7 protein-coding genes are annotated in these 13,112 nt (G+C 77.1%); 2 read left to right on the top strand and 5 right to left on the bottom strand.

The window, feature by feature from the left end; genetic code table 11:
* Positions 1-38: 38 nt before the first annotated feature.
* Complete coding sequence (gene ptsP / locus RNC47_RS00555) at positions 39-1,715, top strand: phosphoenolpyruvate--protein phosphotransferase (protein WP_311594552.1); 1,677 nt, start codon at positions 39-41, stop codon at positions 1,713-1,715.
* An 8-nt stretch (positions 1,716-1,723) separates the two neighbouring features.
* Here the strand turns inward: ptsP and RNC47_RS00550 are convergent, their stop codons facing one another.
* The 4 genes from RNC47_RS00550 to RNC47_RS00535 form a co-directional block, all read right to left on the bottom strand.
* The gene (locus RNC47_RS00550; RefSeq protein ID WP_311594551.1) at positions 1,724-2,659 is read right to left on the bottom strand and encodes a hypothetical protein; all 936 of its coding nucleotides are present in this window, start codon (positions 2,657-2,659) and stop codon (positions 1,724-1,726) included.
* A gap of 31 nt (positions 2,660-2,690) precedes the next feature.
* Positions 2,691-4,727, bottom strand: a complete 2,037-nt coding sequence (locus RNC47_RS00545; RefSeq protein ID WP_311594550.1) for an acetoacetate--CoA ligase — start codon at positions 4,725-4,727, stop codon at positions 2,691-2,693.
* A gap of 321 nt (positions 4,728-5,048) precedes the next feature.
* The gene (locus RNC47_RS00540; RefSeq protein WP_311594549.1) at positions 5,049-5,474 is read right to left on the bottom strand and encodes a roadblock/LC7 domain-containing protein; all 426 of its coding nucleotides are present in this window, start codon (positions 5,472-5,474) and stop codon (positions 5,049-5,051) included.
* 36 nt (positions 5,475-5,510) lie between these two features.
* A complete protein-coding gene (locus RNC47_RS00535; RefSeq protein ID WP_311594548.1) occupies positions 5,511-7,991 on the bottom strand; it encodes a sensor histidine kinase in 2,481 nt (826 codons plus the stop codon).
* 223 nt (positions 7,992-8,214) lie between these two features.
* Between RNC47_RS00535 and RNC47_RS00530 the strand changes: the two genes are divergently transcribed.
* Entirely contained in the window at positions 8,215-8,496 is a 282-nt protein-coding gene (locus RNC47_RS00530) for a hypothetical protein (protein WP_394814680.1), read from the top strand.
* Positions 8,497-8,503: 7 nt separating this feature from the next.
* Here RNC47_RS00530 and RNC47_RS00525 read toward each other — a convergent pair whose 3' ends face one another.
* Complete coding sequence (locus tag RNC47_RS00525; RefSeq protein ID WP_311594547.1) at positions 8,504-13,108, bottom strand: hypothetical protein; 4,605 nt, start codon at positions 13,106-13,108, stop codon at positions 8,504-8,506.
* Positions 13,109-13,112: the final 4 nt, after the last annotated feature.

Below are 13,112 nucleotides of genomic sequence, written 5' to 3'. Positions count from 1 at the left end.
CGAGAGCCGGGACCGGCGAAGCGTTGCGAGGCGGTGAGATGGAGACCAGGCTGCAGGGGGTCGGCGTCAGCCAGGGCGTGGCCATCGGCGAGGTGCGGCACATGGGCACGGCGGCGGTCGAGCCGCCCGACGCCCGCATCGAGCCGGAGCAGACGGCCCGTGAGCTGGGGCGCGCCGGCCAGGCGGCGGCCGCGGTGGCCGCCGACCTGACGGCCAGGGGCACGCTGGCGGGCGGCGAGGCGCAGGCGGTGCTGGAGGCGCAGGCCCTGATGGCCCAGGATCCCGAGCTGATGAGTGACGTGGAGCGGCGGATCACCGCGGGCTCCACGGCCGAGCGCGCCGTCTACGACGCCTTCGCCGCCTACCGGGCGCTGCTGGCGGACGCGGGCGAGTACCTGGCGGGGCGGGTCGCGGACCTCGACGACGTGCGCAACCGCGTGGTGGCCAGGCTGCTGGGGGTGCCGATCCCGGGGGTCCCGGACAGCGACGACCCGTTCGTGCTGATCGCCAGGGATCTGGCCCCGGCGGACACGGCGCTGCTCGACCCCTCGCTGGTGCTCGGCTTCGTCACCGAGGAGGGCGGCCCGACCAGCCACAGCGCGATCCTGGCCCGCGCGCTCGGGGTGCCCGCGGTGGTCGCGCTCCCGCGTGCCCTGGAGATCTCCGAGGGCACGGTGATCGCGGTGGACGGCTCGACGGGCGAGGTGGTGGTTAACCCGAGCGCCGCCGAGCGGGCCGCCCTGGCCAGGGCGGCGGCCGACCGCAGGGCCGCGCTGGACACGGTGACCGGCCCGGGGGCCACGGCGGACGGCCACAAGGTGCCGCTGCTCGCCAACATCGGCGGCCCGGCGGACGTCGCCGCCGCGCTCCGGGCGGGCGCCGAGGGGATCGGTCTGTTCCGCACCGAGTTCCTGTTCCTCGAAGGGGAAGGGAGCGGCTCGGCACCGTCCGAGGAGGCACAGACGGCGGCGTACCGGCAGGTGCTCGAGGCGTTCCCCGAGTCGCGGGTGGTGGTGCGGGTGTTGGACGCGGGCGCGGACAAGCCCCTGCCGTTCCTCAGCCCGGCCGACGAGCCCAACCCGGCGCTCGGCGTGCGGGGGTTGCGCGCGCTGCTGGCCCATCCCGCCGTGTTGGAGACCCAGTTGCGGGCGCTCGGCAGGGCCGCCGAGGGGCTGCCGGTCTATCTGGAGGTGATGGCCCCCATGGTCGCCGACCGGGAGGACGCCCGGGCGTTCGCCGACGCCTGTCGGGCGGCCGGGCTCGCCGCCAAGGCCGGCGCCATGGTGGAGGTCCCGGCCGCCGCGCTGCGGGCCAGGGCGCTGTTGCAGGAGGTCGAGTTCCTCTCGCTGGGCACCAACGACCTGGCGCAGTACACCTTCGCCGCCGACCGCCAGGTCGGGGCCGTCTCCCGGTTGCAGGACCCCTGGCAGCCCGCGCTGCTCGACCTGGTGGCGCTGGCCGCGGAGGCGGCCAAGGCCGAGGGCAGGAGCTGCGGCGTCTGTGGGGAGGCGGCCGCGGATCCGCTGCTGGCCTGTGTGCTGACCGGGCTGGGCGTCACCAGCCTGTCGATGGGGGCGGCGGCCATCCCCTATGTGCGGGCGACGCTGGCCAAGCACACGCTGGCCCACTGCGAGCGGGCCGCCGCCGCGGCCCGCGCCGCCGACACCGCGGCGACGGCCCGCGAGGCCGCCCGCGCCGTGCTCGCCGGCGGGTGACGGAGCGCCTACCACCGGAGGCACTCGGCGGGCGGCAGCTCGGGGGCGGCGAGGTAGGAGACGCCGGGCTCCGGGGGCACCGGCTCCCCCGTCGCGCCGTCCGTGCAGTAGGCGGCGAACACCTCGCTCGCGGTGAGGGGCCTGGCCCGGCGGTCGCGCAGGCTCCAGCCACGCACCTCCTGCGGGCCGGGGCCGGTCGGGGTGGAGCGCAGGACGAGACCGCCGGGGTCGCCCGTGGCGAGGCACACGGCGAGCACCGTGCACAGCGCCAGGGCCGCCGGCTCCGCCACCCGCAGCTCGCCGCCGGCGCCGATCTCCACCGTCAGCGCGGCGGCCAGCGGGGCGGTGTCCGGCAACGAGGTGGCCACCAGGTGGTGGGATCCGGGACCGACCCGCTCCAGCACCTCGGCGAGCAGCCCGGCGGCCCGCCGGAAGGCGCAACGCGCCTGCGGCGCCCCGCAGTCGGCACAGCCACCGGCGGCGGCCAGCAGGTCGCCGCCCAGCTCCCAGGTGTCCCGCCGGTGCCGCTCGGCGCGCAGCTCGGGCAGCAGCCGGTCCATCGGCTGGCCCGCGTACGGGACGGTGGCGCCGCGGGCGGCGACCTCGGCCGTGTACCGGGCGCGGCTGGCCGGGCTGTCCGGTGCCAGCCCCTCCCGCTCGCAGTAGTCGGCGAATGCGGCCGGGTCGAACAGCGCCACGCTGGTGTGGCCGTGGCGGCCGGCGAGCGAGCGCAGCAGCGCCTCGGTCGCCCGCAGGTAACCGGCGTGGTCGGCGAAGCCCAGCGTGGGGCAGCGGCGCCGCAGCAGCGCGAAGCCGGCCTCGTCGGCGACCACCGCGACCGTGCCGGCCGCCTCCCGCCAGCGCGCGGCCGGCACGGTCCCCTGCCGCCGGCCGGCCCGCCCGCCACGCCCGCCGGCCCTGACGCGCTTCCCGGTGTGTGCCATGGTTCCCCCTCGACGGATCGGAAGCTACTGGTCACCCACGGTAGTCGCCGCCACTGACAGCGGCCCGCTCGCGGCCCAGGCGCTCGAAGAACCTGAGGAGCTCGACGTCGTCCACGGACCCCGGGTTCACCGTGGACTCCAGCGCCGCGCCCTGCAGCAGCCGCTTGACCGGCACTTCGAGGCGCTTGCCGGTCAGCGTGTGCGGCACCCCGGGGACCTCGATGACCTCGTCCGGCACATGGCGCGGGGAGAGGTGTTCGCGGATGGTGCGCCGGATGCTCGCGCGCAGCGCGTCGTCCAGGGCCGCGCCCTCGGCGAGGCGGACGAAGAGTGGCATCCAGTAGCCGCCGTCCGGCAGTTCGATGCCGACCACCAGCGACTCGCGGATCTCGGGGAGCCGTTCGACCGCCTCGTAGATGTCGGCCGAGCCCATGCGGACGCCCTGCCGGTTGAGGGTGGAGTCGGAGCGCCCGTGGATGACGACCGTGCCGCGCGAGGTGAGGGTGATCCAGTCGCCGTGCCGCCAGACGCCGGGGAACGTCGTGAAGTAGGCGTCCCGGTAACGGGCGTCGTCCGGGTCGTTCCAGAAGCGCACGGGCATCGAGGGCATGGGGGCCGCGACCACGAGCTCGCCCACCTCGTCGGTGAGCGGCAGGCCGTCGGGCGACCAGGCCCGCAGGTCGGTGCCGAGCCCGGGGGCCTGCAACTCGCCCGGGTAGACCGGCAGGGTCGGCACGGCGCCGGCGAAGCAGCTGCACACGTCGGTGCCGCCGCTGACCGAGGCGATCCACAGGTCGGCGCCGGCCCGCTCGTGCAGCCAGCGGAAGCCGTCCGGGGGCAGCGGCGACCCGGTGGTGGCCACGCAGCGGACGGCGGAGAGGTCGAGGTCGCGGCCCGGGTGCAGGTCGGCCTTGGCGCAGGCCATGACGTAGGCCGCGGAGGTGCCGAACAGGGCGGCCCGGGTGCGCTCGGCGACGCGCCACTGGGCGCCGGTGTCGGGGTACCCGGGGGCGCCGTCGTAGAGCACCACGGTGGTTCCGGTGAGCAGCCCGGAGACCAGGAAGTTCCACATCATCCAGCCGGTGGAGGTGTACCAGAAGAACCGGTCGCCCGGGCCGAGGTCGCAGTGCAGGCCGAGCTGCTTGAGGTGCTCCAGCAGGATGCCGCCCTGGGACTGGACGATGGCCTTGGGCAGCCCGGTGGTGCCCGAGGAGTAGAGCACCCACAGCGGGTGGTCGAAGGGCACCTGGGTGAACTCGGGTTCGGTGTCGGCGGCGGTGAGAGCGTCCCACTCCAGGGCGCCGTCCGGCGCCGGGGTGCCGAGGAGCGGCACGTGCACCACGGCGCGCAGGGTGGGCAGGCCGGCGCGGAGTTCGGCCACGGTGCTGGCGCGCTCGTGTTCCCGCCCGCCGTAGCGGTACCTGTCGACGGTGACGAGCACGACGGGCTCGACCTGTTGGAAGCGGTCGAGGACGCTGCGGGCGCCGAAGTCGGGGGCGCAGGAGGTCCAGACGGCGCCGACGCAGGCGGTGGCCAGCAGCGCGACGACGGCCTGGGGGACGTTGGGCAGGTAGCCGGCGACCCGGTCGCCGGGGCGCACCCCGTGCTCTCGCAGGGCGGCGGCCAACGAGCCGACCTGGCGGCGCAGTTCGGCCCAGCTGACGGGCTCGGGTCGGTGCCGCTCGTCGACCCGCAGCAGCGCCGGCTCCTCGGCCACGGCCGGGTCGAGGGCCCGACGGAGCGCGTGCTCCGCGTAGTTGAGGGTGGCACCGGGGAACCAGCGGGCGCCCGGCATCCGCCGGTCGGCGAGCACGGCCTGGTGGGGGGTGGCGAAGCGGACGTCGAACCAGTCGGCGACGGCGGACCAGAAGGCGTCGAGCTCGTCGACCGACCAGCGGTGCAGCGCCGCGTAGGAGCCCTCGGGGTCGTCGGGCGACGGCGGGGGCGCGCCGTGCCGGGCGGCGACGTGCGCGTGGAAGGCGGTGAGCCGGGCACCGGCCGCCCGCTCCCGCGACGGGCGCCACAGGGGCGCGGGCTCGGTGGGCGTTGCGGCGTGCGCGGCGGTCATGGGCGGCTCCCGTCTGGTCTACACGAACGACGCGGTCACGTGGCACGTCTGGGCGAGACGATGCCAGGTGGGCGACGCACGCACCAGGGTGGCGCTCCACGGAGGACGGCGGCGCCCCGGGACCACCCCCGTCGGTCCCGGGACACCGCCGTCATCGTGATCGGACGCGGAACGGTCGGCGGCGGTTCGCGTCACCGGCCCGTTGTCACGCGTTCGCGACATGGGCGCGGCGTTCCGGTGATCTTCGGCAGGAAGCGGCCACGACGAGCCGCGCCGGGCGGCTCGCCGTCGGGACGTCGGGGGCGTGGGGACGCCGGCGCCTCAGTCGGCGCGGGGCGGCGTGGCGAGCAGCGGGCCGACGCGCTTGACCAGCAACGCCATCTCGTAGGCCACCTGCCCGATGTCGGCGTCCGCCTCGGCGAACACGGCCAGGGCGCTGCGCGCGCCGGCCGCCGTGACCAGCAGGAAGGCGTCGTCGAGCTCGACGAGCGTCTGCCGCACATGGCCGGTCTCGAAGTGCCGGCCGACGCCCCTGGCGAGGCTGTGGAAACCGGAGGCCATGGCGGCGAGTTGCTCGGCGTCGTCCCTGCCCAGCGAACGCGTGGCGCCTCTGGGCAGGCCGTCGGCGGCCAGGATCAGGGCGTGCCGGACGCTGGGCACGCGCTCGGCCAACTCGTCGAGGATGCGACCCAGCTGGGCCTCGTCGGGTGGGGCGCCGCCGTGGGCCGCGGCCTCGGGTGCGGTCATCGGTCCTGCCTTACGGTGTTCTCGCTGCTTACGGGCTTACGACGTCTCGGGGGTCTCGGGTGTCTCGAAGGTCTCGGGGCGCGCGTCGGGCCGGGTCGGCCCCGGGCGGTCGCCGGTCTGCTGGCGGCCGCGCTGCCAGCCGCGCTGCAGGGAGGCCATCCGGGAGCGGACCTCGTCCGCGTCGACGTCGGGCAGCGCGTCGGCCTCGGGGTGGCCGCCGGGGCCCCCTCCGTCGCCGGGGCCCGAGCCGCCCGACGGAGGCGCGGGGCGGCGCACGCGCCGGGGCAGACCGGTACTGGTGCGCTCCTCCGTGGCCTTGGGGCGGGCGAGCGGGATGGGGGCCGCGGGGGCGGGCTCGGGCTCGGGCGGCTCGCCCACCTGTCGGCCGTGGTCCGCGACCAGCACCGGGGTGCGGTGCCGGTACGGCAGTCGGGGCGACGCCACCGGCGCCTCGGCCTCGTGGGCCGGGCCGTGTTCCACGGGGTGCCCGACGGCCGGCGAAGGACCGGCGACGGGCGGCCCCGAGGCCGGGCCGAGCACCAGGTCAGGGGCGCCGACCGGCGCCTCCAGCTCCACCGGGCCGCCGTGCGGCGCCGGCCGGTCCCGCCGCCCGGCGATACTGCCCCGCTTGCCCGGCAACTCGCGCACCTCGGTCAGCAGTTCGCCGGGGATCAGGGTGACGGCCGTGGTGCCGCCGTAGGGCGAGTCCCGCAGGGAGACCTTGATGCCGTGGCGCTCGGCCAGCCGGCCGATGACGAAGAGGCCGATCCGGTCGGTGTCGGACGGCTCGAACTCGGGGGGATCGGCGAGCCGCCGGTTGGCGTCCCGGAGGGCCTCGGCCGTCATGCCGAGGCCGCGGTCGTGGATCTCCAGCGTGAAGCCGTGCGGCACCCGCTCCCCGTCGACCTGCACGGCGGTGTGCGGCGGCGAGAAGACGGTGGCGTTCTCCAGGAGTTCGGCGACGAGGTGGACGAGGTCGGCGACCGCGCCACCGGCCACGGCCAGCGGCGGCAGCCGGCGCACCTCGACCCGCTCGAAGTCCTCCACCTCGTCGACGGCGGCCCGCACCACGTCCATCAGCTGCTCCGGCTTGCGCCACTGGCGGGCCGGGGCGGCTCCGGAGAGCAGCACGAGCCCCTCCGCGTGCCGGCGCATGCGGGTGGCCAGGTGGGTGAGGCGGACGATGTCGGCCAGGTTCTCGGAGTCGGTGGTGCGGCTCTCCAGGCCGTCGAGCAGGTTGAGCTGACGGTGCAGCAGGACCTGGCTGCGACGGGCCAGGTTCACGAACACCTCGGACATGCCGCGCCGGGTGTGGGAGCGCTGGACGGCGGCCGAGACCGCCTCGCGTTGCAGGATGTTGAGGGAGCGACCGATCTGGCCGAGCTCGTCGGAGCCGTACTCCAGGACCGGCGCCTCGGTCTCCACGTCGACGTGCTCGCCGACGGCGAGCCGGCGGGTGACCCCGGGCAGCCTGACCGCGGCCGCGTCCCTGGCCTCGCGGGCCAGGCCGCGCAGGTCGCCCGTGAGGCCGCGACCGACGCGCACCGCGACGACGGCCGAGACGACGACGGCCACCAGGCCGAGGCCGCCGACCAACCAGGCCCGCACGGCCGGCCCCGAGGTGGCGGAGTCGTACCGCTCCTGGTGGTGGGCGGCGGCCTCGCCGCCGAGGGCGGTCAACTGGTCGAGGGCGGAGGAGCTGGTCTCCTCCCAGCTGTCGGCGCGGACGGCCGCGGCGTTGCCCTCGATCAGGCTCTCCTCGGCCGCGGCCAGGACCCGGCCGGTGCCGCTCTCCCAGAACGCCTCGTGCGCCTGCCGGTCGTCCAGCGTGAGGTCCGGCAGGTAGGTGTCGTACGCGAGTTCGCGCCGCGCCATCAGCTCGACGAGCTCGCCGAGCACCTCGTCGGTGCGGTCGGCGGCCAGCGCCCCGGCGACCAGGGCGTCCTCGGCCGACAGGTGCTCGCGGGCCTGGGCGAGACCGACGACGGCGCGGCCCTGCCGGGCGAGGTCGGGATCGTCCGCCGGTTGGAGGACCGCGAGCAGCCGGAAGGCGAGGTCGACGACGTCGCCGTACGCGGCCAACGCGTTCTCGCGGGGAATGGTGTTGCTCTGCACCAGGTCGCGCACCTGGTCGAGGCCGTCGAGCGCCGACAGCAGCCGCTCCAGGCGGTCACGGGCCGAGTCACGCAGGCCGCCCCCGGCCTCGCGCGCCCCCTGCCGGGCGCGCTCGACGGCCCGGTCGGTCTCCTCCCTGATCTCCCGCAACTCGCTGAGCGAGTCGGCCCGTCTCGGGTCGCCGAGGTGGACCAGCGTCTGGCGGCGCTCGCGCTGGACGGCCGCGGTGACGTCGTGGGTCGGCCCCGTGAGGGCCGCCGCGGCGTCGGACGCGGCGCCGACGGCTCTCGCCTCACCGATGGCGTCGGTGGCGGCGAACGCCCAGACCGACACGAGCGACAGCAGGGGCACCAGGACCAGCGCGCCCGTCTTCCGCCGGATCGACTTGCCGCGAAAGCGCATGCCCTCCCCTTGGTCTTCGAGCGGCCGCTCGGGGGTTCCCGCCGCCGCAGCGCGAGCCTACTACCGGTGCCGTGGCCGCCACCGGGGTATCGGCCCGGGCCGCGGGAGGAGTTGGCCTGCGGGCGCCTCATCCTGACCCCTCGTCGAGGAGCCCGCAAGGCGTTCTACCATGGATGGGCAGGACATATCAGCGCATCTTTGCCGTGCGAGGAGCGAAGGCGGAGTGTACGCGAGACCCCGCATGCCGGACCCGGTGCGTGCCGCCGCCGTCCGTGCCGTGATCATCATCGCCCTGACGCTCACCCAGGTCGTGATCGTTCTGCTGTGCACCCTGGCCGGGTCCTGGCTGGCCCTGCCCATGGCGTTCTGCTCGCTCGGCAGCACGGTCGTCGCCACCTGGGCGGTGCTCGACATCTGGATCACCCGCCAGGCCTGGCAGCAGCGCCACGGGGTGATCTCGACGCCGAGCAGCGCCGCCAGGCGCCGGCCGCTGCGGCGTCAGTGACCGGCGCTCAGCTCCCCTCCCCCGAGCGCGGTCTGCGGAAGACCCGGGTGGCGGTGATCTCGCCGTGCACCGGCTCGGCCGACGGATCCTGCTGGGGCAGGCCGGGCCGCAGGTGCTCCTCGACGCTGATGTACTTGAGGCCGGCCCGCAGGTCGGCGTCGTTGCGCAGCCGGATCACCAGCGGGAACTCGGCGAGCGCCGTGGTGTCGAACAGGCCGGTCGTGTAGAGGAGTTGGACACCGAGGGCGTCGGCCACGGCCCGCTGGAGCTCCAGCAGGTAGGTGGCGTTGGCGCGGCCGATCGGGTTGTCCAGGAAGAGGGTGCCGGCGTGCCGGTTCCGGTCGCGGCCGCGGTCGTTGCCGCGGAGCGCGGCCATCGTGCAGTAGAGCGCGATGGCGGCGGTGAGCAGCTGGCCGCCGGAGAAGACGTCGCCCATCTGGCCGACCGGGACGCGCTCGGCCCGCAGCACGGCGTCCGGCTTGAGGATCTCGACCCGCACCCCCTTGGGGGCGAGCGCCGCGTGCACCCCGCGCAGCAGCAGCGAGACGCCGTCGCGCCGCAGGTCGGAGTTCTTACGGACGGCCGCCCGGGTGGTCTCGTCGATGACCTCGCCGAGGCGCTCGGTGAGCGTGGCCTGGTCCGGGTCGTCGAAGCGGATGCGGAGGAACTCCTGGCCCGACCACTCGCCAAGCCCCTCGGGCAGCCGGGAGAGCCGCTGGGCGGAGCGGAGGGTGGCGAGCGCCGACTCCACGAGGCCGCGCAGCCGGTCCACGATCCCGTCCCGGTTGCGCTCCAACTGCTCGAGCTCGTCGGTGAGGACGCGCAGCCGGGGCGCGAACGCCTCGGCCCAGGCGGCGGCGTTGGCCGGCAGGGCGGCGGCCGGCAGCTCGCGGATCTGCTGCCGGGCGGGGGTGCGGACCTGCTCGAACCGGGTCGAGTTGGCGTGCCGCACCAGCCGGTCACCGGCCTCCCGGACGGCGGCCTCGGCCGCGGCGAGCCCGGCGGCGCAGGAACGCAGGGAGCGGCGGGCCTCCGCCGCGGCCCGGCGGGCCTCGTCGAGGCCGCCCTGGTAGGGCTCGGCGGGGGGCTCCCCCGCGCCGTCGCCGCCCTCGGCGGCCGGCGCGCCGGCGCCGGGGGCCGGGTCGCGCAGCTGGTCGCGCAGCGGCACCGCGGTCTCCTCGAATCCGGCGGCGGCCTCCTGGGCGGCCCGGTGCTCGCGCAGCAGGTCCTCGTGGGCGGCGACGGCCGCGGCGTGCGCGTCCTCGTGGGCGGCCAACTCGGCGGTGGCCGCGCGCAGCAGCTCCTTGGCCGCCGCGGCGTCGGCCGGGACCCGCTCGGCCGGCAGCTCGATGTGCGCCTCCCCGTCGGCCGGGGCGAGCCGCTCGGCCTCGCCGCGCAGCCTGCCCAGCTGCTCGCTGGCGGCGGACGCCCGGGACTCCAGCAGCTGGACCAGGGCCTCGGCGCGGGCCACGGCGGCCTGCCGGGAGGGGCCGTCCGCGCCCTCAGGACCGTCGAGCAGCCGGGCCGCGCGGGTGCGGACCTTGTTGCTCAGCCGGTCGAGTGCGGCCAGCGCGGCGCTCTCGTCCCCCTCGGCCCTGGCCTGCTCGGCGCGCAGGTCGGCGCCGACGCCGACCTTCTCGTACAGCTGGGACGCGGACCGGTACGCCTCGCGCAGCGCCGGCAGGGAGGGCGCGTCGGCGGCCGGCGCCGCCTCCTCGACGCCCTCGTCGGGGACGCCGGTCACCTCGGCGCGCTCGGCGCGCAGCGCGCGGGCGGTGCGACGGGCGTCGTCCGCGGCGCGCTGCACGGCGCGCCGGTCCTCGTCGGCGGCGCGGGCGCGCTCCAGGCAGGCGGCCGCGGCCTCGGCCGCCTCGGCGGCCTCGGCGGCCAGCTCCCTGAGCCTGGTCCCCCAGCGGGCGCGCTCGCGGAGCCGGTGGGCCAGCCCGGCCAGCGCGTCGGCGGCGCGGCGGGCGCGCTGGGCTGCCTCCTGACGCTCCTCCCTGGCGCGGGCGGCCTGCGCGGCGGCCTCCTCGGCCTCGGCGCGGGCGGCGTCCGCCTCGGCGAGCTGCCGGCCGGCCGCCTCGGCCTCACCGGCGGCGCGCTCCGCGGCGGTGGCGAGCTCGGCGAGCCGGCCGGCCGGGCAGCCGGCGCGCCAGGACGCGATCCTGGCGGCCAGCGTGCGGTCGGCGGTGAGCCTGGCCGCGAGGTCGCGGATCTCGGCGTCGCGCCTCGTGGCGCGCTCGCGCAGGGCGCGGCGCTCGTCGTCGGCGGCGGACTCGTCGTGCATGGCCGGGTTCGGTGGCACGAGGAAGACGCCGCTCTCCGCGCCGCCGGGCGGCGGGGTCGGGGCGAGCAGGGCGGCCGCGGTGCCGACGGCGACGGCAGAACGGGGCAGCAGCGCGGCCCCGGAGAGCACCTCGCGGGCCCTGGCGTGGCTGTCGGGGTCGGTGATGACGACGCCGTCGACCAGCTCGGGGCGTGCCGCGAGGACCGTGGCGTGGTCGGCGGGGTTGACCGCCTGGGCCAGGTAGCGCCAGCCGGGCAGGGCCGGGATGCCGTGCTCGCCGAGGTACTCGACGGTGGCCAGCACGTCGGGCCCCGGGGGCAACAGGCCGCCGTCGCCGAGCGCGGCGAGGATGCGGGAGTCGTCGGCGGCCGCGGTGCGCAGCTCGAAGAGCTGCCGCTCGGCGTCGGCGACACGCTCCTCGAGCAGGCCGGCCAGTTGTTCGGCCGCGCGGTCGAGCTCCTCCGCGGTGAACGCCGGTCCCTCGTCGGCCCGCGCCGGCAGGCCGAGCAGCTCCGCGATCCGCGGCTCGGCCGCCAGGGCGGCCGCGGTGCGCTGCTCGCCCCGCCAGGCCGCCTCGGCCGCCCGCGCCGCGTCGGCGGCGCGGGCCGCGGCCAGCTCGGCCCTGGTGTGCTCGCCGGTGGCGGCGCGGGCCGCGTCCGCCGTGCGCCGGGCGGCCTCCCGCGCCGTCTCGTACGCGGCCACGGCGACGCGCTCGGCGTCGCTCGCGGCGAGCGCGGCGCGGGCCGGGTCGGCGCCGTCCAGCCAGCCGGCGCGCACCGCCTGCTCGGTCTCCTGCTCGACCTCGGCGAGCCGCTGGCGCAGGTGCTCGCTCTCGCTGCGGGCCCGCTGGGCCTCGGTGGCGGCGGTGGTGGCGTCGCGGTGGGCGGCCTCCGACTCGGCCTGGAGCGCGGCGGACCGCTCCTCCTGCTCGGTGGCGGCCAGCTCGCTGCTCGCGGCGGCGGTGTGCAGGGCGCGGACCAGGGCCGCCGCGGCCCGGCCGCGGGCGGCGAGCGCGGGGGCCGCGTCCCGCTCGGCCTCGCGGATGGCGGCCGCGACGCGGGCCGCGCGGTCGGCCGCCGCGCGGTGCTGGAGCACGGTCTCCGCCGCCTGCCAGGCGGCGTGCAGGGTGCGCGCCTCGGTCAGCTCGCGGCGCCCGGCGGCGGCGGCCTTCTCGGCGGCGGCCAGGGCGAGCGAGGCGTGCCGGTAGGCCAGCTCGGCGGCGACCCGGCCGGCGGTGGCGCGGGCCCGCTCGGCGTCGGTGACGGTGTGCGCCGCGGCGGCGACGTGCTCGGCCAGCTCGGCGGCCCGGGCGCGCTCGGCGGCGCCGCGGGCGGCGAGCAGCCGGGCGAGGGCGCGGGCCCGGTGCTCGGCGGCCAGGTGGACGGCGCGGGCCGAGTCGCGCTCGCCGGCGGCCTCGGTGATCCGGGTGAGCAGATCGAGGGAGCCGGCCGTGAAGTCCCGCTCGGCCCCCAGCTCGGCGCGGCGGCCGAGCTTGTGCGCGAAGCCGTGCACCAGGTCGGCGAGGCCGTCGGTGTCGCGGGTGTCGGTGACGGCGCGCAGCAGCAGGTCGGTGAAGTCCGAGTCGTTCTTGACGGCGAACAGGCCCGCGGCCTCGCCCTCGTCGGCGTTCATCTCGCGCTGGTAGCGGAAGAGTTCGGGGTCGAGGCCGAGCCTGCCCAGGTGGTCGACCCAGCGTTCGTGGACCTCCTCCCAGACCACGTCGAGGTTGGGGTAGGCCTTGCCGGTCTCGGTGAGGACGTCCCGGAAGCCCTTCATGGTCCGGCGGCGGCCCGACGCGCCGGAGGTGCCGTCGGCGCGGGGGCGGAGCGCGGTGGACTCGGCGACGGGCAGCGAGTCCAGGCTCATCCCCGGTCCTGGCCGGAACGAGTACCAGGCCTCGGCGAACTTGCGCGGGTCGCCGGAGACCTGGCGGCCACGCCACTCGCTGACCTTGCCGACGACCACGGTCTCGCCGGTGAGGGTGTGCTGCCATTCGAGGGCGACGTGGCCGCAGTCGTCGGCGAGGAGGAACTTCCGCAGCACGCCGGAGCTGGCGCCGCCCAGGGTGTTGCGGTGGCCGGGCAGCATCACCGAGAAGATGAGCTTGAGCAGCACGGACTTGCCGCCGCCGTTCTCCAGGAAGAGCACGCCGGCCGGCGCGGGGCGGCGCGGCGGCCCCACCGGCTCGTCCTCGAAGAAGTCCGCCTGGGCGGGCGCCGGTCGGGGCACCGGCTCGCCGACTCCTCGCAGGTCGAGCACGGTGTCGGCGTAGCGGGCACCGGCCGGTCCGATGGAGTAGAGGCGGATCCGGGACAGCTCGTACATGACT

Source organism: Streptomyces millisiae, assembly GCF_031845425.1.
Classification (GTDB): Bacteria; Actinomycetota; Actinomycetes; order Streptomycetales; family Streptomycetaceae; genus Streptomyces; species Streptomyces millisiae.
This window is presented reverse-complemented; position numbering and strand designations above follow the sequence as displayed.

Coding starts and splice junctions, on each gene's coding strand:
- ptsP (WP_311594552.1), top strand. CDS start 39: ATGGAGACCAGGCTGCAGGGGGTCGGCGTCAGCCAGGGCGTGGCCATC.
- RNC47_RS00550 (WP_311594551.1), bottom strand. CDS start 2,659: ATGGCACACACCGGGAAGCGCGTCAGGGCCGGCGGGCGTGGCGGGCGG.
- RNC47_RS00545 (WP_311594550.1), bottom strand. CDS start 4,727: ATGACCGCCGCGCACGCCGCAACGCCCACCGAGCCCGCGCCCCTGTGG.
- RNC47_RS00540 (WP_311594549.1), bottom strand. CDS start 5,474: ATGACCGCACCCGAGGCCGCGGCCCACGGCGGCGCCCCACCCGACGAG.
- RNC47_RS00535 (WP_311594548.1), bottom strand. CDS start 7,991: ATGCGCTTTCGCGGCAAGTCGATCCGGCGGAAGACGGGCGCGCTGGTC.
- RNC47_RS00525 (WP_311594547.1), bottom strand. CDS start 13,108: ATGTACGAGCTGTCCCGGATCCGCCTCTACTCCATCGGACCGGCCGGT.